Annotated in this window: 18 protein-coding genes; 14 read left to right on the forward strand and 4 right to left on the reverse strand. The window is 62.6% G+C overall.

Going from position 1 to position 21337, the window contains the following annotated elements; all coding sequences use genetic code 11:
* The first annotated feature begins 8 nt into the window (after nt 1-8).
* Entirely contained in the window at nt 9-1601 is a 1593-nt protein-coding gene (atpD, locus tag EN932_RS02290; RefSeq protein WP_024504228.1) for a F0F1 ATP synthase subunit beta, read from the forward strand.
* Between the two features lie 102 nt (nt 1602-1703).
* Entirely contained in the window at nt 1704-2111 is a 408-nt protein-coding gene (locus tag EN932_RS02295; protein ID WP_013529039.1) for a F0F1 ATP synthase subunit epsilon, read from the forward strand.
* A 51-nt stretch (nt 2112-2162) separates the two neighbouring features.
* Here EN932_RS02295 and EN932_RS02300 read toward each other — a convergent pair whose 3' ends face one another.
* On the reverse strand, nt 2163-3683 hold the full coding sequence (locus EN932_RS02300) for a mannitol dehydrogenase family protein (RefSeq protein ID WP_127369162.1): 1521 nt from the start codon (nt 3681-3683) through the stop codon (nt 2163-2165).
* 95 nt (nt 3684-3778) lie between these two features.
* Here EN932_RS02300 and uxaC point away from each other — a divergent pair, with 95 nt between their 5' ends.
* From uxaC to EN932_RS02340, 8 genes are all read left to right on the forward strand, one after another.
* Nucleotides 3779-5239 carry a glucuronate isomerase gene (uxaC, locus tag EN932_RS02305; RefSeq protein ID WP_164753770.1) on the forward strand — a complete coding sequence of 487 codons (1461 nt, stop codon included), beginning with the start codon at nt 3779-3781 and terminating at the stop codon, nt 5237-5239.
* Between the two features lie 32 nt (nt 5240-5271).
* Nucleotides 5272-6249, forward strand: coding sequence for a TRAP transporter substrate-binding protein (locus EN932_RS02310; protein WP_024504231.1), 978 nt, complete (start codon nt 5272-5274; stop codon nt 6247-6249).
* 59 nt (nt 6250-6308) lie between these two features.
* Nucleotides 6309-6836 carry a TRAP transporter small permease gene (locus EN932_RS02315; RefSeq protein WP_013529043.1) on the forward strand — a complete coding sequence of 176 codons (528 nt, stop codon included), beginning with the start codon at nt 6309-6311 and terminating at the stop codon, nt 6834-6836.
* Nucleotides 6837-8117 (forward strand): TRAP transporter large permease, encoded by a 1281-nt coding sequence (locus EN932_RS02320; RefSeq protein ID WP_013529044.1) that lies wholly within the window; start codon nt 6837-6839, stop codon nt 8115-8117.
* 104 nt (nt 8118-8221) lie between these two features.
* Nucleotides 8222-8995, forward strand: a complete 774-nt coding sequence (locus EN932_RS02325) for a FadR/GntR family transcriptional regulator (protein WP_024504234.1) — start codon at nt 8222-8224, stop codon at nt 8993-8995.
* Between the two features lie 22 nt (nt 8996-9017).
* Nucleotides 9018-9869 carry a 5-dehydro-4-deoxy-D-glucuronate isomerase gene (gene kduI, locus EN932_RS02330; RefSeq protein ID WP_013529046.1) on the forward strand — a complete coding sequence of 284 codons (852 nt, stop codon included), beginning with the start codon at nt 9018-9020 and terminating at the stop codon, nt 9867-9869.
* Nucleotides 9866-10624: a 2-dehydro-3-deoxy-D-gluconate 5-dehydrogenase KduD gene (gene kduD / locus EN932_RS02335; RefSeq protein ID WP_127368813.1), complete on the forward strand. Its 759-nt coding sequence runs from the start codon at nt 9866-9868 to the stop codon at nt 10622-10624. Before kduI ends, kduD begins: the two co-directional genes overlap by 4 nt.
* Nucleotides 10625-10690: 66 nt before the next feature.
* Nucleotides 10691-11026 (forward strand): cupin domain-containing protein, encoded by a 336-nt coding sequence (locus tag EN932_RS02340; RefSeq protein WP_063169447.1) that lies wholly within the window; start codon nt 10691-10693, stop codon nt 11024-11026.
* A gap of 271 nt (nt 11027-11297) precedes the next feature.
* On the opposite strand, the gene EN932_RS02345 is transcribed toward EN932_RS02340, so the two are convergent.
* Nucleotides 11298-12719 (reverse strand): coniferyl aldehyde dehydrogenase, encoded by a 1422-nt coding sequence (locus EN932_RS02345; RefSeq protein ID WP_127368812.1) that lies wholly within the window; start codon nt 12717-12719, stop codon nt 11298-11300.
* Nucleotides 12720-13167: 448 nt separating this feature from the next.
* Here EN932_RS02345 and EN932_RS02350 point away from each other — a divergent pair, with 448 nt between their 5' ends.
* Both EN932_RS02350 and recQ read left to right on the forward strand, forming a co-directional pair.
* Nucleotides 13168-13830, forward strand: coding sequence for a sulfotransferase (locus tag EN932_RS02350; RefSeq protein ID WP_244514242.1), 663 nt, complete (start codon nt 13168-13170; stop codon nt 13828-13830).
* The gene (gene recQ, locus EN932_RS02355; RefSeq protein WP_127368811.1) at nt 13830-15671 is read left to right on the forward strand and encodes a DNA helicase RecQ; all 1842 of its coding nucleotides are present in this window, start codon (nt 13830-13832) and stop codon (nt 15669-15671) included. The genes EN932_RS02350 and recQ overlap by 1 nt, the downstream gene beginning before the upstream one ends.
* 277 nt (nt 15672-15948) lie before the next feature.
* Here the strand turns inward: recQ and EN932_RS02360 are convergent, their stop codons facing one another.
* Nucleotides 15949-16845, reverse strand: coding sequence for a LysR family transcriptional regulator (locus tag EN932_RS02360; RefSeq protein ID WP_127385502.1), 897 nt, complete (start codon nt 16843-16845; stop codon nt 15949-15951).
* 277 nt (nt 16846-17122) lie between these two features.
* On the opposite strand from EN932_RS02360, the gene EN932_RS02365 reads away from it, so the two are divergent.
* Together EN932_RS02365 and EN932_RS02370 are read left to right on the forward strand one after the other, a co-directional pair.
* Entirely contained in the window at nt 17123-17857 is a 735-nt protein-coding gene (locus EN932_RS02365; protein WP_024504244.1) for an SDR family oxidoreductase, read from the forward strand.
* A 74-nt stretch (nt 17858-17931) separates the two neighbouring features.
* Nucleotides 17932-18531: an NADPH-dependent F420 reductase gene (locus EN932_RS02370; RefSeq protein ID WP_013529054.1), complete on the forward strand. Its 600-nt coding sequence runs from the start codon at nt 17932-17934 to the stop codon at nt 18529-18531.
* 716 nt (nt 18532-19247) lie between these two features.
* Here EN932_RS02370 and EN932_RS02380 read toward each other — a convergent pair.
* Entirely contained in the window at nt 19248-21329 is a 2082-nt protein-coding gene (locus EN932_RS02380; protein WP_013529056.1) for a sensor histidine kinase, read from the reverse strand.
* Nucleotides 21330-21337 lie beyond the last annotated feature (8 nt).

A 21337-nucleotide genomic window follows, 5' to 3' on the forward strand; every position in this document is an offset into this window, starting at 1 on the left:
TAAAGACGATGGCGAAAGCAGCGACCCCCCAGAAGGCAGCCCCCAAGGCCGCAGCCGCGAAGGCAGCAGCCCCCGCGAAGGCGGCAAAGGCTCCAGCAGCAGCCGCGAAGGCGGCCCCGGCCAAGGCAGCAGCACCGGCGAAGACCGCAGCTGCCAAGACATCGGCAGTGGCCAGCAAGGCAACCGGCGTTGTCGGCAAGGTCCGCCAGGTCATCGGCGCCGTCGTCGACGTGCAGTTCGGCGATCACCTGCCGGCGATCCTGAACGCGCTCGAGACGACCAATGTCGGCAACCGTCTGGTGCTCGAAGTCGCCCAGCACCTGGGTGAAAACACCGTGCGCTGCATCGCCATGGACTCGACCGAAGGTCTGGTTCGCGGCCAGGAAGTGCGTGACACCGGCGCGCCGATCACCGTGCCGGTCGGCCCGGGCATGCTCGGCCGCATCATCAACGTCATCGGCGAGCCGGTCGACGAAGAAGGCCCGGTCGACGCGATCGAAATGCGCTCCATCCACCAGCCGGCTCCGACCTATGTCGAGCAGTCGACGGAAGCACAGATCCTGATCACCGGCATCAAGGTGCTCGACCTCTTGGCTCCCTACGCCAAGGGCGGCAAGATCGGCCTGTTCGGCGGCGCCGGCGTCGGCAAGACCGTGCTGATCCAGGAACTGATCAACAACATCGCCAAGGCGCATGGCGGCTATTCGGTGTTCGCCGGCGTCGGCGAGCGCACCCGCGAAGGCAACGATCTCTATCACGAGTTCATCGAATCCGGCGTCAACAAGAAGGGCGGCGGCGAAGGCTCCAAGGCCGCGCTCGTCTACGGCCAGATGAACGAGCCGCCGGGCGCGCGCGCCCGCGTCGGCCTGACTGGCCTGACGGTTGCGGAGTATTTCCGCGACCAGGGCCAGGACGTGTTGTTCTTCGTCGACAACATCTTCCGCTTCACGCAGGCTGGCTCGGAAGTGTCGGCTCTGCTCGGCCGTATTCCTTCGGCCGTGGGCTATCAGCCGACGCTCGCCACCGACATGGGCGCGCTGCAGGAACGCATCACCACCACCACCAAGGGCTCGATCACCTCCGTGCAGGCCATTTACGTGCCCGCCGACGACTTGACCGATCCGGCGCCGGCGACCTCGTTCGCCCACCTTGACGCGACGACGACGCTCAACCGCGCCATCGCCGAAAAGGGCATCTATCCGGCCGTCGATCCGCTGGATTCGACCTCGCGCATGCTCGACCCGCTGGTCGTCGGCGACGAGCATTATGGCGTCGCCCGCCAGGTGCAGTCGATCCTCCAGCGCTACAAGTCGCTGCAGGACATCATCGCCATCCTGGGCATGGACGAGCTGTCGGAAGAAGATAAGCAGACCGTGGCCCGCGCCCGCAAGATCGAGCGCTTCCTGTCGCAGCCCTTCTTCGTCGCCGAAGTGTTCACCGGCGCCCCGGGCAAGCTGGTCGACCTCGCCGACACCATCAAGGGCTTCAAGGGCCTCTGCAACGGCGACTACGATCACCTTCCGGAAGCTGCCTTCTACATGGTCGGCGGCATCGAGGAAGCGGTCGAGAAAGCACAGCGCCTCGCGGCTGAAGCGGCGTAATCAAGCGAATAGCGAATAGGGAGTAGCGAATAGGGAATATGGGCCGGCGAATTCTTCTTCTGACTACTCGCTGCTCGCTATTCGCTATTCGCTAAATTGATCATGGCTGAAGCTTTCAAGTTCGAACTGGTCTCGCCGGAGCGCCTGCTTGTTTCCGAGCAGGTTGAATCCGTCGTCATTCCGGGAGCCGAAGGCGAGATGACCGTGATGGCGCATCACGCGCCGGTCATGACGACGATCAAGCCGGGTGTCGTCACCGTAAAAACCGCAGCGGGCGGCGAAGAACGCTATGTGGTGTTCGGCGGCTTCGCCGACATCGTTCCGGCCGGCTGCACGCTGCTGGCGGAATCGGCTGTCGCGGTGAAGGATGTCGACCGCGCCGATCTCGCGCGCCGCATCCAGGAAGCCAAAGAAGACGCCACTGATGCCAAGGACGACGAGGCTCGCAGCAAGGCGGAACAGTTCCTTAGCCAGCTCACCACGCTGGAAGGCGCCATCCTGCCGGCTTGAAATTCGGTTCGATGAAAGAGTAAAAAGCGGGGCCTTGCCTCGCTTTTTTGTTTAAATGCCCAAGGCTGCGAAAGCCAATGTCGGGCCGTCTCGTCGCAGGTGGACGAGATGCACGGCCACGAGCTCGATCAAGGTCTGGCGCTCGGCATGGTCCCTGGCGAAGCCGGCGAGGTCGAACACCGCGGTCACGGTTTCGTTCGCCGGCAGTTGCTCGCCCAAAAGTGCCGTCAACGCCGCGTCGAGCGGATCCGTGAAATGGCCCTCCGGCAAGGTTTTTCCTCGTGCGGCGCAAGCAGCGATCCAGGCAGCCACCACCAACGTGAGATGGACCAGCTCGGTACCGGCTTCTAGACATTCGATGGCGGAAGCGACGATGCGCTGCGGCAATTTCTGGCTGCCGTCATTGGCGATCTGCGCCGTACGGTGGGCAAGTGCAGTGTTGGCAAAACGCTCAGCGAGCTCCGCGGTATAAGCGCTCGTGTCGAGCCCGGCATCCTCGGGCAGGGTCGGGATGGCTTCGGCCCACAATGCATCGACGAATTGCCGGATCGCCGGGTCGGCGAAGGCGCGGTCGACGGTGGCATGACCGCTGAGCAGGCCAAGATAGGCGATGGCCGAATGCGAGCCGTTGAGCAGCCTGAGCTTCATGTCCTCGAACGGGCCGACGTCGCGAACCATGGTGACGCCGAACTGTTCCCAGTCCGGGCGGCCCGCTGGGAAATTGTCTTCGACCACCCATTGGCAGAACGGCTCGGTCATGACAGGCCAAGCGTCCTCGGCACCGAGTTCTTCAGCGATCCGCGCCCGATCGGCATCGGTGGTTGCCGGCACGATGCGGTCGACCATGCTTGAAGGAAAGGCGACCTGATGGGCGATGTGATCGGCGATTCTAACGTCGCTCTTCACGCCATGCTTGGCATCGCGCAATTCGGCGAATTCGGTCAGCAGCCGATGCAGCGTGGCGCCGTTGGCCGGCAGATTGTCGCAACAGAGCACGGTAAAGGGCGGCGTGCCGGCGGCGCGTCGCCGGGCAAGCGCCTCGGTCAGGAAACCATGCGCTGTCTTCGGCATCTGCGGATTGGCCAGATCATGGGCGATATCGGGATGAGCAGCGTCCAATCCGCCGCCAGCCGCCCTCAGATAGGCCTTTTCGGTGATCGTAAGCGTGACGATGCGGGTGCGCGGATCGGTCAGCGCGGCCAGCACCGCGCTCGGATCCTCCGGCGCCACCAGCATCGCGGTAATCGAGCCGATGACCTGAAGTTTTTCGGTTCCACTGCTTCTGATCGCCAGCGTGTAGAGCCCATCCTGCGGCGTGAGTGCGTCGCGCGTGTCGGCGCTGCGCAGCGAAACGCCTGTTATGCTCCAATCCGTCTCGCCGGCCGCCAGGCAATCGTCGACATAGGCGGCCTGGTGGGCGCGATGGAAGGCGCCGACGCCAAGATGCACGATGCCCGGGACGATGCGGCTGCGGTCGTACGAAGGCGTCGCGATCGAAGCCGGCAGTGCGCGCACCGTCTTCGTGGAAAGGCGTTCGGTGGTCGTGGTGCGACTGGTCTGGTCGGATGACATGAGTGGCCTCGGCAGGGATCGGCAAAGCGGCGTAACATTCGATTTCCCGCCACACAATGGGCCGAAAAGTCATCATACAACAATCTAATTTTTGTATGTTGACATTATTTCTTGCCGCCCCTACCGATAGCGGCCCTGGGAGGATTGCCGTGCCACTGACCGATGCGGATTTGCTGTTTCCCGCCGAGGCGCATTCGCGCTCGGTTGCCCGCGATCTCTATGCCGGGATCAAGGACCTGCCCCTGGTCAGCCCGCATGGCCACACCGATCCGCGTTGGTATGCGCTGAACGAGCCGTTCCCGGATCCGGCGCAACTGCTCATCGTCCCGGACCACTACATCTTCCGCATGCTGTTCAGCCAAGGCGTCCGCCTTGAGGATCTCGGCGTGGCGACGCTGGACGGCGCGCCTGTCGAGACAGACGGCCGGACGATCTGGCGTCGTTTTGCCGAGCACTATTATCTGTTTCGGGGCACACCGACCCGGCTGTGGTTCGATCATGTGCTTGCCGATCTGTTCGGCATCGACGAGCCGCTGACCGCAGCGACCGCCGACCGCCACTACGACACCATCGCGACGCTGCTGCAGTGGGAGAATTTCCGCCCGCGCGCCCTGTTCGAGCGCTTCAACATCGAGGTCATCGCGACCACGGAAGGCGCGCTCGACGATCTCAAATGGCACCAGATGATCCGCGACAGCGGCTGGCAGGGCCGTGTGGTCACCGCTTATCGGCCGGATGCCGTCGTCGATCCCGACTTCGAGGGGTTTTCAACCAATCTCGACCGGCTCGGCGAGATCACCGGCTGCGACACCGGCAATTGGGCAGGCTATCTCGATGCGCATCGCCAGCGGCGCGCCTTCTTCAAAAGCTTCGGCGCGACCTCGTCCGACCATGGCCATCCGACGGCCGAGACCGCCAATCTTTCGGATGCTGCAGCGCAGGAGCTGTTCAATCGCGTTCGCCGTGGCTCCGACGACGAGCGCGAACGGAAACTGTTCCGCGCCCAGATGCTGACCGAGATGGCCAAGATGAGCCTCGACGACGGGCTGGTGCTGCAGATCCATCCCGGCTCCTGGCGCAATCATTCGTCGGCTGTTTTCCAAAAATTCGGCCGCGACAAGGGTTTCGATATCCCGACCCGGACCGACTATGTCACGGCGCTGAAGCCACTGCTCGACTGCGTCGGACTTGAGCGCGACCTCACAATCGTTCTCTTCACGCTCGACGAAACAAGCTATGCGCGCGAACTGGCGCCACTTGCCGGTGTCTACCCGGCGCTGAAGCTCGGGCCGGCCTGGTGGTTCCACGACAGCCCGGAAGGCATGCGGCGCTTCCGCGAGATGACCACCGAGACCGCCGGCTTCTACAACACCGTCGGCTTCAACGATGACACCCGTGCCTTTCCCTCGATCCCGGCGCGCCACGATGTGGCGCGGCGGGTCGACTGCGCGTTCCTGGCGCGTCTCGTCGCCGAGCATCGGCTGCGCGAGGACGAGGCGCATGAGCTGGCGCGCGAGCTTGCCTATACACTTGCGAAAAAGGCCTACCGGCTCTGAGCCGGGCGTTTTGGTTTCATAGGGAGGAAGTCATGTTGCATCTTTCGAAATTGACGGCAGTAACATTCGTTTTCGGCTCGTTGCTGGTCGGCATCGCCAACGCCGAAACCGTGCTGCGGTCGTCCGATACCCATCCCGACGGCTATCCAACCGTCGAAGCGGTCAAATATATGGGCGAGCTGATCAAGCAGCGCACCAATGGCCGCTATTCGGTCGAGGTCTATCATTCGGCGCAGCTCGGCGAGGAGAAGGACACGATCGAGCAGACGCAGACCGGCGTCATCGATCTCAACCGCGTCTCCATGGGGCCGTTCAACGGCATCGTTCCACAGACCGCGGTGCCGTCGCTGCCCTACATGTTCCGCTCGGTCGAGCATATGCGCCATGTCATGGACGGGCCGATCGGGGACGAGATCCTGAAAGCTTTTGAGACTCACGACCTTGTCGGTCTCGCCTTCTACGATTCCGGGGCACGCTCCTTCTACAACACCAAGAAGGACATCACCTCGATGGCCGACATGAAGGGCATGAAGTTCCGCGTCATCCAATCCGACGTGTTCGTCGACATGGTCAATGCGTTGGGCGCCAACGCCACGCCGATGGCCTATGGCGAGGTCTATTCGGCTTTGCAGACAGGCGTCATCGACGGCGCCGAGAACAACTGGCCGAGCTTCGAATCCGCCAAGCATTTCGAGGTCGCCAAGCATTACACGCTCGACCAGCACCAGATCGTGCCCGAGGTTCTGGTGATGTCGAAGGCGAGCTGGGACAAGCTCGCCCCGGAAGACCAGGCGATCGTGCGGCAGGCGGCCAAGGACAGCGTCGTCAAGATGCGTGAATTGTGGGACGCGCAGGAGAAGAAGTCCCGCGACATCGTCGAGAAAGCCGGCGTCAAGGTCAGTGAGATCGACAAGCAGCCGCTGATCGATGCGATGAAGCCCGTCTACGAGAAATATCTCTCGACCCCCGAGTTGAAAGATCTCGCCGCGCGCATCCAGGCGACCAAATAATCCGTTCGCGGCAATGGTGGCGCGAGCTTGCGCGCCACCGTCCAGGGGGAAGCGCGCATATGAAACCATTCTGGCTGGCAATAGAACGGCTGCTGTCACGGCTGGCGAGGCTTGCGCTGTGGGTCAGCGGCATCGGCCTGACGCTGATGACGGTGATCATCTTCTGGCAGGTGTTCTCACGCTATGTGCTCAACAGTTCGCCAAGCTGGACGGAACCCTTCTCGGTGATTTTGATGGGGTGGTTCATCTTTTTGGGCGCGGCCGTCGGTGTCCGCGAACGCACGCATCTGGGCTTCGATGTGCTGCTCTATTTCCTGCCGCCCGCCGCAAAGGCGGTACTGCGCAGCATTTCGGATGTCGTCGTGCTCGCCTTCGGTCTCGGCATGATCGTCTACGGCGCCCAGCTCACCCGGCTGACATGGAACACGGTGATGCCGTCTCTCGCTTTCCCGGGCGGCGTCAGTTTCCTGCCGGTCATCCTGGGCGGCGCGCTTGTCTGCCTGTTTTCGCTCGAGCGGCTTGCCGGGCGGTTTGCCGGACTGCCGGTCGATGCCGATCAGTACGCCACGGGCGAGGAGGGTCTTTAGATGGCATTGACGGTTCTGTTCGGCACCTTCGTCTTTCTTCTGATCATCGGCACACCGATCGCCTTCTGCCTCGGTGTCGCCAGCTTCGCCACGGTTCTGGTGCTGGGGCTGCCGCCGCTGGTGGTGTTCCAGCGCCTCAACTCCGGTGTCAGCGTGTTTTCGCTGATGGCCATCCCGTTCTTCATCTTCGCCGGTGACCTGATGGTGCGCGGCGGCATTGCCGCTCGCCTTGTTGCGCTCGCCGGGGCGTTGGTCGGCCACCTGAGAGGCGGGCTCGGCCAGGTCAACATCGCCGCCTCGACCATGTTCGGCGGCATTTCCGGCTCGGCGGTGGCCGATGCCTCGGCGGTCGGCGGGCTGATGATCCCGCAGATGAAGGCGCGCGGCTACGGCGTCGATTATGCTGTCAACATCACTTCGGTCGGCGCCATCATTGCGCTGCTGATACCGCCTTCGCACAACATGATCATTTATTCGATTTCGGCCGGCGGCCGGATCTCGATCGCCGATCTGTTCACCGCCGGCATCATACCGGGCCTGCTGCTGGCGCTATCTCTGATGGTCACGGCCTATTGGGTCGCCAGCCGCCGCGCCTATCCGACCGAGCCGTTCGCCGGCTTCGGCAGGGCGCTGCAATTGCTCGTTGCCGCAATTCCCGGGCTGATCCTGATCGGCATCATCTTCGGCGGCGTTCGCTCCGGCGTCTTCACCGCCACCGAAAGCTCCTGCATCGCCATCGTCTATGCTTTCCTGGTGACCCTGCTGATCTATCGCTCCATGAGCTGGAACGACTTCGTCACCGCGACCACCGCTGCCGTGCGCACAACCGCAATGGTGCTGATGATCATCGGCTGCGCCGCCGCCTTTGGCTGGCTGCTGGCCTATCTCCGGGTGCCGGCCGCTCTGGTCGCCTTCCTGCAGTCGGTATCCGACAACAAGCTGGTCATCCTGCTGTTGATCAACGTCGTGCTTCTCATCCTCGGCACGTTCATGGACATGTCGCCGCTGATCATCATCACCACGCCGATCTTCCTGCCGGTGGTCATGGCCTACGGCGTCGATCCGGTGCATTTCGGCGTGATCCTCATTCTCAATCTCGGCATCGGCTTGTGCACACCGCCGGTGGGGGCAGTGCTGTTCGTCAGCTGTGCGATCGGCCGGATCCCGATCTGGACGGCGATGCGTTCGATCTGGCCATTCTATGGGGCGGCTTTCGCTGTGTTGATGCTTGTCACCTACGTGCCGGAAATTTCGTTGTGGTTGCCGCACCTGTTCCACTAGAGCAGTTCACGGGAACGGCGAACTGCTCTAACCCTTTGTTTTGACGCAATTCCGGACGGAAACCGTTTCACATTTTTCCTGGAATTGCTTTAGGAGACCATTACGTGTCCGCTGCATCCGCCGATCTCAGGGTCGAGAGAAAACCCAAGCTGTCGGAGACCGTCGTTGCGGCGATCCGCAAGCAGCTGCAGGCGGGCGAAATCCTGCCTGGCCACAAATTGCCAACCGAGGGCCAGCTGACCGAGACCTTCGGCGTCAGCCGCACCGTCATCCGCGAGGCGCTGGCCAAGCTTGCCGCCGACGGCCTGGTCGAGTCGCGTCAAGGCGCCGGCGTCTTCGTCACCGAGCATATCTCGACGATGTTCGGAGCGCTTGCCGCCGACATGGGAGCCAAGGATTCGATCGCGCTCAACGTGCTCGAGGTACGCCTGGCAATCGAGATCGAGTCGGCCGGGATCGCCGCTATTCGCCGCAACGCCGCGCAGGAGGCGGCGATCCAGGAAGCCTTCTTCGAATTCGAGCGGCTGCTGCTTGCCAGCGAGCCGACCGGCCCGGCCGACCTCGCCTTCCACCGCGCCATCGCCAGCGCGACCAACAACCCGTTCTATGTCGAGATGCTCGACGTGCTCGGCCGGCGCGCCATTCCGTGCGACGTGACCTCGCCCTGGTCGACCGAACTGGCGCAATCCGACAGCTACCAGCGCGGGCTGCAGCGCGAACATCTGGTGATCCTCAATGCGATCACATCGGGCGATGCCGAAGCGGCGCGCGAGGCAATGCGCGCGCACCTCACAGCCAGCCAGCAGCGCTACCGCGAGCGCCTGCATGCGCGTCAGGCTTTCTATGCCAGTTCGGTCAGGGCCGCCGCCGGCGAATGACCCATTTCAAGTCAGGACGAAAATGAGCCAGAGCCATACCGATTACACATCCCGCTTTGCCATAGACCCGGTTGCCGCCGCGGCGATGGGAACCGATGAACTCCGTCACAATTTCCACATTGACGGCCTGTTCCAGTCCGGCCGCATCAGCCTGACCTACACCCACTACGACCGCATGATCGTCGGCGGCGCCGTGCCGATAGGCTCGCCGCTCCAACTGGAGGCGATCAAGCCGACCGGCACCAAAGGTTTCCTCGACCGGCGCGAGTTGATCGCCGTCAACATCGGTGGCGTGGGCGTCATCACGACCGGCGGCCAGTCCTTCGAATTGCAGGCGCGCGACATGCTCTATCTCGGCATGGGCACACAGGATGTGTCCTTCGCCTCAGCGGACGAGGGGGCGCCGGCGAAGTTCTATCTGCTCAGCGCGCCGGCGCATCTGGCTCATCCCAGCCGGCTGATCCGCATCGGCGATGCAAAGCGCCTCGATCTTGGCAGCAAGGATGCCTGCAACGAGCGTTCGATCTTCCAGTTCATCCATGCCGATGGCGCAAAGACCTGCCAGCTGGTGGTCGGTATGACCCAGCTGGCGCCGGGCTCTATCTGGAACACCATGCCTTGCCATGTGCATGACCGGCGCATGGAGGCCTATCTCTATTTCGACCTGGCCGAGACGGCGCGCGTCTTCCACTTCATGGGCGAGCCGGACGAAACGCGCCATATCGTCATGGGCAACGAAGAGGCCGTGCTGTCGCCGGGCTGGTCGATCCACTCCGGCGCCGGCACTTCCAATTATGCGTTCATCTGGGCGATGGCCGGCGACAATGTCGACTACACCGATGTCGACCCGGTGGCGTTGGGCGATCTGCGGTGAGCGACCCCTTCAGCCTTGCCGGAAAACGTATCCTGGTCACCGGCGCCAACACCGGCATCGGCCAGGGCATCGCCGTATCGATCGCACGCGCCGGCGGCACGGTGATCGGCGTCGGCCGCTCGTCGATGGACGATACGGCAAGAAAAATCGCAACGATGGGCGGGCAATTCGAGGCGGTGAGCGCCGATCTTGCCGACACGTCAGCCGCCGGCCCCTTGCTCGACCGCGTCTGGGACGAAAGCGGCCCGCTCGACGGGCTGGTCAACAATGCCGGCATCATCCGGCGCGCCGATGCCGTCGATCTCAGCGAGGCCGATTGGGACGACGTCATGGATGTCAATCTGAAGGCGGTTTTTTTGCTCTGCCAAAGCTTTGCCAGGCGTGCCTTGGCCGCTGAGCGGAAAGGCAAGATCGTCAACATTGCCTCGGTGCTGAGCTTTCAGGGCGGCATTCGCGTGGCGTCCTACACCGCCTCGAAGCATGGCGTGCTGGGCATCACCCGGCTGCTTGCCTGCGAATGGGCGCAAAAAGGCATCAACGTCAACGCTATCGCGCCAGGCTATATCGAAACCAACAACACGCAGGCGCTGCGCGCCGATCCCGACCGCAGCGCCGCCATCCTGGCGCGCATCCCGGCCGGTCGCTGGGGCGAGGCGGGCGACATTGGCGATGCCGCCGTCTTCCTGCTGGCGCCGGCGTCCAACTACATGCATGGCGCGGTGGTGCCGGTGGATGGTGGCTGGCTGGCACGCTAGGTTTTGACGCAATTCCGAACGGAAACCGTTTCACACTTTTCCTGGAATTGCGCTGAGGAGACGACGATGACCGCAAAGATCTTCGCGCATGCCGGCGAGGGCGCCTGGACGGCGACACCGGACGGCAACAGGCGCCGCATTCTCCTGCACACTGACGAGTTGATGCTGGTCGAATTCGGCTTCGACAAGGGTGGCGTCGGCGCCCTGCATTCGCACCCGCACGTCCAGGCAAGCTATGTCGCCGAGGGCCGCTTCGAGGTGACCATCGACGGCCGGAGCGAGATCGTTGGGACGGGCGGGAGTTTCATCGTGCCGTCGGGCCTGGTGCACGGGGTCAAGGCGCTCGAAGCGGGGCGGCTGGTCGACAGCTTTGCGCCGCACCGGGCCGATTTCCTCGGCTAGAGCATTTCACCGTTTCACGGAAACGGCGAGCTGCTCTAACTCTTTGTTTTGACGCAATTCTAGACGGAAAACCGCTTCACACTTTTCCTGGAATTGCTCTAACGAGGGGTAAGAGATCGAGCGGGAATGACCCGCACCCCAGAAAGAGGCGCGGGTCTGTTGCCTGGGCGCTTGTGGCGCCGCGGTACTCAAGACATCACCGCAGGATGAGGACCCTGCCGCACCGTGGTGAAGATAGTCTTAATGCACCGGGGCTGCGTAGCTCGGTCGGTCAGGTGATGTGACGCAGGAGGCTGAAAAGCCGTTCGAACGTCTTGCCGTAGGGCGGGCGCAGCAGGCTTCCCGCGCTCAGCCGCGACTGCATGAAAACCGGTTTCTCCTTGCTGAAGGTGCGAAATCCCCATTCGCCGTGATAGGCGCCCATGCCGCTGGCGCCGACGCCGCCGAAGGGCTGGTTTTCCTGTACCAGATGCAGCATGCAGTCGTTGACGGTGACGCCGCCGGCAATTGTCTCGTGCAGGATGCGTTGACGGTTGCCGCTGTCGCGGCCGAACCAGTAGAGTGCCAGCGGGCGGTCGGCCCCGTTCACATGGGCGATCGCCTCGTCGATCCCGGTGTATTCTACGATGGGCAGCACCGGCCCAAAGATCTCTTCGCGCATCAGCCGCAGGTTTGCGCCGGCATTGCGGACCAGGGTCGGCAGCAACTTCCGGCTGTTGGCGTCAAGTTCCTCGCCGGCCGGGTTGATTTCGGTGACGTCGGCGCCGGCGTCACGCGCTTCAGTGACCATGTCGCGCAGGCGCCGGTGGTGCCGATCGCTGATGATGGCGGTATAATCGGGGTTGTCGCGCAGGGTCGGGTAGAGCTTCGCGATCGCCGTTGCGAGCCTGGCAGCGACCGTGCCTGCTTGCCCCTTCGGCACCAGAAGATAATCCGGCGCGATACAGGTCTGCCCGGCATTCAACAGCTTGCCGTAGGCAATGCTGGATACTGCCGCGTCGAGGTCGCATGACGGATCGAAGATTGCCGGCGACTTGCCGCCGAGTTCGAGCGTGACCGGGGTCAGGTTGGCGGCCGCGGCGATCGCGACCTGGCGTCCGACCGCGGTCGAGCCGGTGAACAGCAAATGATCGAAAGGCATCGATACGAAGGCCTTTCCCATCTCCGCGTCGCCGCTGATGACGCTGAGCTCATCGGGTGCGAAATGCTCGGCAACGAGTTTGGCCAGCAACGCCGAAAAAGCCGGCGTCAATTCGGAAGGTTTTATGAGCACGCGGTTGCCGGCGGCAAGGGCGGCGGTCACCGGCGCGACGGCGAGCTGGAAAGGATAATTCCAGGGCGACACGATGCCGATGACACCGAGCGGCTGCGGGATGAGGCGATTTCTGCCGGGCAGGAACGGCATGGTGGTGGCAACGCGGCGTTCGCGCATCCAGCCCCTGAGGTGCGACAGCGCGTGGCGGATGCCGGCACGTACGACGAACAGTTCCGCAAGACGCGTCTCATGCGCGGAACGGCCGCCAAAGTCGGTGTCGATGGCGGTGCAGATGTCGGCTCCATGCCGCTCGGTCAGCGCGAGCAGGCGTTTGAGGCGATCCTTGCGAACGTCAAAGTTGGGGAAAGGCTGCGCCTCGAAGGCGGCGCGCTGCAGGTGGAACCGCTCGCCGAGAACATTCTGTCTGGTCTGCAGCATCACGCCCTCCCTGGCTTGCCGGACGGAGCTTACATCGTGGTGCGTGGCGGAATCCAGCGGGGGTGCAGGTGTCCTAGGGGAAGCCGCTTTCGGATGTGCACGGCATCCGGCTGGCAGGCGCCGATGGCCGCATCAACGACAGGTTCCTGCAAAGGGGGCGTTGTGGTTGGATGACGGCTGCGCTACTCCAAAGCGTCACGCCAGAGAGTCGTCTTGACCGGTTTCCACATCCTCTCCAGTCTACGAAATTCCAGCCCGGTGTCCGCCTGATGCTGATGTCGGCGACGAGCATCTTGGCCATGGACCCCAAGCGGCGCGTTCCGCGCCGCGCGGCCCAGCGGAATTGCGGATGAAGGGCGCTCACAGGCTTGAGGCTGCGTTTGGAGCGGCTGCGCGAAGGGTTGTGCGGGAGTTTCTGCGGTTCGTGCCGCTGTCTCTGAGACAGCGCATGCAAAGACGCACATATGCACGCGCGACGCCCGCCAACAGAATTTTCATTTCGGGCTGCGCACGCAGCGGGACGACGCTGACACAGCGGCTGATGAGGTGTTTCGAGGACATTTTCGTCCATCCGCCCGAAGCGCGATACGCAATGCTGGACATGTTGGACCGGCCGGAATCGAACCTCGTCGTCAAGCGCGATGCGCGCGGTTTTGCGCATCTGGCGAAGCTACCGACCTCCATCGGCTTGATCTATTGCGCGCGCCATCCATTCGACACGCTGACAAGTTCGCATCCGCAAACACGCAACCAGCGTCGGTTCCACGTCACGCCGCAACGCTGGCTGACCGAATACGACGCGCTGATCCGGCTGAAGAAGGCACAACCGCACCGGCAGATCCTTTTCGTCCGCTACGAAGACATGATCGGCGCGCCCGATGCGCAGCAGGACAGAATCGCGCAGTCATTCGGACTGACACCGCGCATTCGTTTCAGCGAGGACCCGGACAATCCGATCCGGGTGGCTTCGTTGAGAAAATGGGAACGGAATGAAGAATTCAGGACCTATCTCGGCGGCCTGCCCCCGGCATTTCTCGCCCGCGTCCAGCGTTTCTGCGCCGAGTTCGGCTATGACATGCCAATAAGCACGCCGACCGTGGACGCGCGGTGATGCAGGCACCGGCGGCCCTCGCGACAGAAGAGCTGGATCCCAAGCGGCGCGTGCTGAAGGACGTGTTCGGCTTCGATGATTTTCGCCCCGGGCAGGCCGATGTCATGGACGCGTTGCTGGCCGGGCGTCATGTGCTGGCTGTCATGCCGACTGGTGCCGGCAAATCGCTCTGCTACCAGGTGCCGGCGCTTGTCCTGGGCGGGCTCACCATTGTCGTTTCGCCGCTGGTGGCGCTGATGCAGGATCAGGTCGCCGCCTTGCGGCTTGCCGGCGTGGCCGCCGATACGATCAATTCCTCGATCGACCGCGATGCCAATATTGCCGCATGGCGTCGCGTCGCCTCGGGCCAGACGCGCCTGCTCTATCTCGCGCCGGAGCGGTTGATGACCGAACGGATGCTCGAGGCGCTGGCCAGGCTCGATATCAGCCTGATCGCCGTCGACGAGGCGCATTGTATCTCGCAATGGGGGCCGGCGTTCCGGCGCGAATACGAGGACCTGTCGCGTCTGCGCGGCATCTTTCCCAGCGTGCCGATCATCGCGCTGACGGCAACGGCGGACGAAGGCACGCGCACCGACATCGAATCCCGGCTGTTTGCCGAGCGCGTCGAGACCCTGGTGCTGGGCTTCGACAGGCCGAACATCAAGCTTGCCATTGAGGCCAAGCAGGACAGCAAGCGGCAATTGCTGCGCTTCGTCGAGCGCCATCCCGGCCGCAGCGGCATCGTCTATTGCCTGTCGCGCAAGAAGACGGAGGAGATGGCGGCCTTCCTCGAGAAGAACGGTGTCACCGCGCTCGCCTATCATGCCGGCATGAGCAAGGAGGCGCGTGACGCCAACCAGAACAGCTTCATGACCTTGTCCGGCGTCGTCATGGTGGCGACCATCGCCTTCGGCATGGGCATCGACAAGCCTGACGTCGCCTATGTCTTCCACACCGACATGCCGGGCAGCCTGGAGGCCTACTACCAGGAGATAGGCCGCGCCGGCCGCGATGGGCGGGACGCCGAGGCGCATATGCTGTTCGGCCTGGGCGATATCCGCATGCGCAGGATGTTCATCGACGACGAGGATGCGCCGCCCGAGCACAAGAGGCGCTCGCATGGCCGGCTCGACACGCTGATCGGCTATTGCGAGACGGCGCAGTGCCGCCGCCAGGTGCTGCTCGGCTATTTCGGCGAGGAAGCGCAGCCTTGCGGCAATTGCGACACCTGCCTCGACCAGGCACCGCGCGCCGATGGCGGAGCCGAGGGTCGGATCATCCTGACGGCGATCGCCCAGAGCGGTGAGCGTTTCGGTGCCGGCCATATCATCGACATCCTGCTCGGCCATGAAACCGAGAAGGTGCTTGCCAGGAACCACCAGAGGCTCACGAGTTTCGGCAGTGGTCTGGCGCACAAGAAGGATTTCTGGCTGTCGCTGATCCGGCAACTCGTCGCCGGCGGGTTCCTGATGCCGGATCCGGCCGGTCATGGCGGCCTCGCCATCGCCGAAAAGGGTCATGCGCTTGGCCGTGGCGAGGTGCCGTTCCATTATCGTGTCGAGGTACGCAGCCGCGCCTTGCGCGGCAAGATGCGCTCCTGGCAGGATCTCGGGCAGTCGGCTGTGGACACCGGGCTACTGGCCGCGCTCAAATCCTTGCGCCTGCGGCTCGCCAAGGAGCGCCAGGTGCCGGCCTATGTGGTGTTCTCCGATCGCACGCTGATCGACATGGCCGAGCGCCGCCCGCACGACCTCGACGCCTTCGCCGAAGTGAATGGGGTTGGGGCGGCAAAGCTCAAGGAATTCGGCCAGGTTTTTCTGAGTGCGATTGCCGAGCACCGGTCGGGTGAGGCGGCCTGAGGTCAGATCAGCGACTGGTCACGCGCCGTGAAGCAGAGGGATCTTCGGAGAAGGCATCCGTTCCGAAACCTCCTGTGCCGCCGCCGCCCATTCCTCCACCGCCCATGCCCCCCCAGGGACCGATTAGTTCAACGTTTTCTGGCCGGCCGGTCGACAGATCAGGCCCAGACCGAGGCGTGCATCGACTTCATGGCCGAGCATCTGCAACCGCAATAGATGCCGCTGTCCGCTTGCAGGCACCTATCCACTGCAAGCGTCGCGGGCGACCCGCCGGGCGTCAGTCGCGCGATGTGGACAGTCCCGCGAGAAGCGGAGCGTGGGCGGCGAGCCTGCGGGATACGAACTCAGTGAAGAGCCGCACGCGCTTCGTCTTGCGTGTCTCCCCATGTGTGAGAAGCCAGAGCGTTCCGTACAGGTGCAGGTCGGTGCCCGGCACCCTCACCAGCAGGGGGTCGGCATCTCCGACGAAGCACGGCAGTGTCGTGATCCCGAGACCTTGCCGTACGGCAACGATCTGCGCCTCGGCGTCCGTGATCCTGAATGGAACTCCCGTGGTGCCAACCTCACCCGCGCTGGCCCACTCTGGAATTCCATGAACGCTTATGACGATCCACCGGATGGGATCAGGTGCGCCCGCACGCCACGCGGCCAGGCGGTCGCGGGACATGTAGACGCCGCCAAACACCTCCGCTCCCTTCAGGCCGTGAAGATTGAGCGGCAGGGTTTTGCGGTCGTAGACGACGCGGATCGCCACGTCGGCCTCTCGGTTGGTCAGATTTGCCAGTTCGCCGGACGACAGGATTTCCATCTCGATGTCTGGATGCAGGTACGCGAAATCGGCGAAGTCCGGCATGAGCAGGTGCGTCGCGAGGGGCGGTGCCAGCGTCACCCGCAGAAGTCCGCGTACGCTCTGGTCGCGCCCGAAGACGCGCGTCTCCAGCTGGTGCGACGACGCTTCCATCTGGTTCGCGAGCTCGAGGACCTCCTCGCCCGCAGCGGTCAGGCGGTAGCCCGAAGGCAGCTTTTCGAACATTTGCGCCCCGAGGCGTTCCTCAAGCTGTGCGATGCGTCGCAGCACGGTCGAGTGATTCACCCCGAGCTGCGCGCCGGCAGCCCGCACCGAGCCTCCGCGTGCGACGGCTAGAAAGTAGCGAACGTCATCCCAGTCGATCATGGTGCAATCCGGCACCGCGCGGTGCGCCTTCCAAAGCCCGTATCTAACACATCCTACAGCAGTAGGGACGGGATATCGTGGCTTGTGTCGACAAGGGCGACGCTATTCCGAACGGCGGACACGGATCGTCGCGGGCTGGCGTCAATCCTGAAAGCGGATCGATTCTGCACCACCGATGTGCGCGCTTCCGCACTCACCGCGCGACCCCGGCGGGCCCATCTAGAGGTTCTCGGGGCGTCCCCGAACGACCAAAGACAGAGCCTGGAAGGATTAAGTCATGGGAAAACTGGACGGTAAGGTTGCGGTTATAACGGGTGGTGCCACCGGCATCGGCCTCGCCGCTGCAAAGCGCTTCATCGAGGAGGGCGCCTTCGTCTTCATCTTCGGCCGCCGGCAGGAAGCGCTAGACGCCGCTGTGGCCGAGCTCGGGCCCAATGCCCGCGCGGTGAAGGGCTCGGTCTCGGATGAGGCCGACCTTGATCGGCTCTACGCGGCGGTGAAGGCCGAGCGCGGAAGCCTCGACATCATCTTCGCCAACGCCGGGGTGGGAAGCCTGCTTCCGCTCGGCAAGCTCACCGCCGAGCACATTGACGAAACCTTCAACACCAATGTGAAGGGTACGATCTTCACGGTCCAGAAGGCGCTGCCGCTGATGGGCGAGGGCGGTTCGATTATCCTGACCGGATCGAGCGCCGGCACCACGGGCGCGCCCGCATTCAGCGTCTATAGCGCGAGCAAGGCGGCCGTGCGCAACCTCGCGCGGACCTGGGCGGAAGACCTGAAAGGCACCGGCATCCGGGTAAACGTGCTGTCGCCCGGGCCGACGGCGACCGAACTCGCGAAGGCAGCGATAGGCGAGGAGGGCTTGAAGGTCTTCGCCTCGATGAATCCGCTTCAGCGTATGGCCGATCCAGCGGAGATCGGGGCGGCGGCTGCGTTTCTCGCGTCGCCCGACAGCAGCTTCATGACTGCCAGCGAGGTCGCCGTCGACGGGGGCTTGGCGCAAATCTGACCCGCTACGCCCCGCCGTTCATTCCATTCGATATCCCGAGCCCGCAGGGCCTGGTAAACTGAAGGAGAGTATACATGAGCTACGCAATTATCGGCTTCGGCAAGATCGGCCAGGCTCTTGCCAAGGCATTTGCCCGCAAGGGCCTCGAAGTGTCCGTGGCAACCACGCGCGACCCGGAAAGCTTTGCATCCGACGCGGCCGCGATCGGACCCACGATCATCCCGAAAACACTGGCGGACGCCGTCAAGGCGGACATCATCTTTTTGGCTGTCCGCTTTGAATCGCACCCGGATGTCGCGAAGGCGCTGCCAAGCTGGGAAGGCAAGACGATCATCGACGCGACGAACGTGTTTCCAGTCCCCGAAGAGCTGGACGGTCTGCCGTCCTCCGCCTTCGTCGCGAAGGCGTTCACCGGCGCCAAGCTCGTCAAAGGCTTCAATCACCTGATTGCGGCCACCCTGGCTGCCGATCCGATCGTCGAGGGCGGGCACCGGGTCGTCTTTCTATCGAGCGACGACGAGGACGCGATCGCTCCCGTGGCGGCCTTGGCCAGACAACTCGGGTTCGCACCGGTCAAGCTGGGGAAGCTCAACGAGGGCGGCACGCTGGTGCACGCACGCGGCCGCACTTGGGGCCAGCTGATCTTCCAGGACCTGTTCAAGAAGGAGCAGTAACGGATTTATCGTGCGCCGACAGAGTGGCAGGCGTTCGATGCCGGCCACATCGTCGGCAACGAGCCAAGCGCGCGAAGTGACATGCTTGAAAGCTTACATCTGCCTGGGATCCTTCGGCCGACATGTGCCTGCCACCCAGGAATCGTAGTTGCAAAAGCTGATGTCCCAGCCGGCATCGCATCTTTTGGGAGTTGCCTCACGGCCGCTCGCGCGGATGGGGCCGAAGCCACCCCAACTGCCATCCGAGCCTTTGTAATTTCCCATGACGCGACAATTGCAGTTGTTTACGACGACGTTGCCGTCCATCGACACGCATGCCGATGCAACAGTGGCAAGGCTGAAGAAAGCTGCGATGGCGAGAGAGGCTTTGCGCATCGTGGTCTCCTAACTGGGTTCGGCGAACCAACCGTTACGAGATCGTGGGCCGGGCCTCTTCCCCATTTGGGCTAAACCGGCTGGTAAATTCACGGCGGCATGGCTGCGCTTGCGGACAGAAGCGATGTGCGGAGATGCCGAATGGGCCTGCCCATCGCCGAAGCTTTACGGCCTCCGCGAAGGCCAGAGTGTCCCGGCTCGAGCGGCTCTATCGCCGCCTCTCTACCAGATCCGCAAGATTTGCCGGAGGTTAACGGTAGACAATGAGCGGCCGCAACTGTGTCTCTTTCCGGCCATTTTCTTCAGTCCTGGTTCGGCCCAAAGGCCATATGTCAGGGGGATCACTTTTCAGGGGCAGGCCAGTTCCGCTCGACGGGCAGTGAGAGGCGGAATGTCGACCCGTTGACGTCGCTGGCGGCCAGTATGAGACCGCCGCCATGCTGCCGGGCGATCTCGCGTGAAATGTAGAGCCCTAAACCGGAGCCGTTTACCAGTTGGCCCGCGGCGCGATAGTACCTCATGAATATGAACTCGTGGTCGTCGGGCGCTACGCCAGAGCCCTGATCCGCCACGTGTACAAACGCCACGCCCTGCTCAGTCGACAGCCGGATCGTCACAGAGCTGGTCACCGATGAGTATTTCAGGGCGTTCTGGATCAGATTTTGTATCACAATCTCCAGCAGGTTGCGGTCACCTTTCACAATCACTTCATCGCCGTGAGTGAAGCTAACACGTCCGGCCGCAGCATCATCCAACCCCGCTTCGGCGGCGCGCAAAACCTCATTCAGGTCGAACATCTTGATCCTGGGAAGAGTTTCGTGCCCGCCATTGAGCCGGTCGAAGGCTAGGACGTTTTCAATCAGCGATGACATCCTTTTGACGGTCTGGCGGATCCTTGTGGTGCGCAACTTGATATTGTCGGCGCTTTCACCTGCAGAAGATGACAGATTGTCGGCGGCGGCAGAGATGACGGCCAACGGGCCGCGAAACTCATGAGATACCAAGGCCACAAAGTCCCGCTGCTGAGCCAGAGCATCGTTGGCGGTGTCCAGAGCCTGCCTGAGCTTGAGTTCAAGCAGGTGACGTCGATCCACTTCCACCATGAGCGAGGTGTTTCTTTCCCCAAGCTCAGCGGTCCTTTCGCGCACCTTGATAGTCAGCTCCTGCTCGGCCAAGCGCGACACTGCGATGACGCGGTCCTTTTCCTCGCTCAAGCTGCGCTCGGCAAGCCGCGTTCTCTTCGCGACGGCCGCGCTGAGCAACGCCAGGTGAATCACGGTCCCGCCGGCCAAGAATCTGGACAAAGAGCCATCCAGTTGGAACGGGTTGGCCCCAGTATACATCATCTGCATCACCAGCATGACAGAGATTACGCTCAAAAATGCAATCGCCGACAGCAGATATTGATACCGTCGCCGCACAATGAGCAGATAGAGCACCAGCAGCGAAATGAAGATGAGAGACAGCTGCTGCAGTCGCGATACGAAAAACCCGACGTCGCCGTAGCGTCCCACAATCGCAAAAGCCAAGGCGATGCCATTGAGCAGTACAACGCCCTGGGAGATGCGCCACGCCCAGATCAATTGGCGGTGAAAATCAAACAGTCTAGATAAAAATAATATCAGCACTATACTGTATAAGCAAACGATAATACCCCAAATGAGGTGTATGGTTTTCGGCTCTAGAGACCTCAGAATTTCGGATGCGTATCCCATGTGGAAGAGACTTATTAGGCCAGACTCTATGATAACCGCGATGTATAGAAGATATAAAGAATCCCGGAGCCATACGGCATACAGAAAATTGGTGAAGATCATGACGAAAATCGCGCCAACCACCATGCCCATGACCCAATCGTCGGATCGGCGATACTCTTCATAGCCTTGACTCTGCCAAAGGTTCAGCGAAGTCGTGATCGAGGTCGACGATTGGAGTCGGATGTAATAATCGGTTCGGGTGGACGGCACGGAAATTGGGAAGACGGCCGGATATGCGTCGGCGTCTGCTCCATCCCCTAGGTTGAGTCGGTCAGGGGGCAAGACCGAATAACCTCCCGCCCCGTCAGAGACATACAGCGTGATGTGTTCGATCAAGGGCCGTTCTACCTGCAGCAGCCATTGCCTTGGAGCCGTGGAGGCAGACAGGGAGAACCGGGCCCAGATTGCGCCCTTTTGATAGCCCTGCGTGAGCATCGAAGGGATGGGTTCGAACTGGATGTTGGAGCGCTTGGAAACGATATCATTGAACGTGAGCGCGCCGGTGGGATCATGAAAGATTGCGAGGTGACCGCTGAGTGAAACCGGAGCCTTGAGGCCGTCCGTCGGTTTCAGCGGAAGCGCCCATAACGTTTGCGGCACAAGACACACAAACAATATAGACAATGCGGCGAATAAATGAAATCGAATGGTATCAGATTGCTGCATGGGGTCCG

Source organism: Mesorhizobium sp. M7A.F.Ca.US.002.01.1.1, assembly GCF_004022955.1.
Taxonomy (GTDB): Bacteria; Pseudomonadota; Alphaproteobacteria; order Rhizobiales; family Rhizobiaceae; genus Mesorhizobium; species Mesorhizobium ciceri.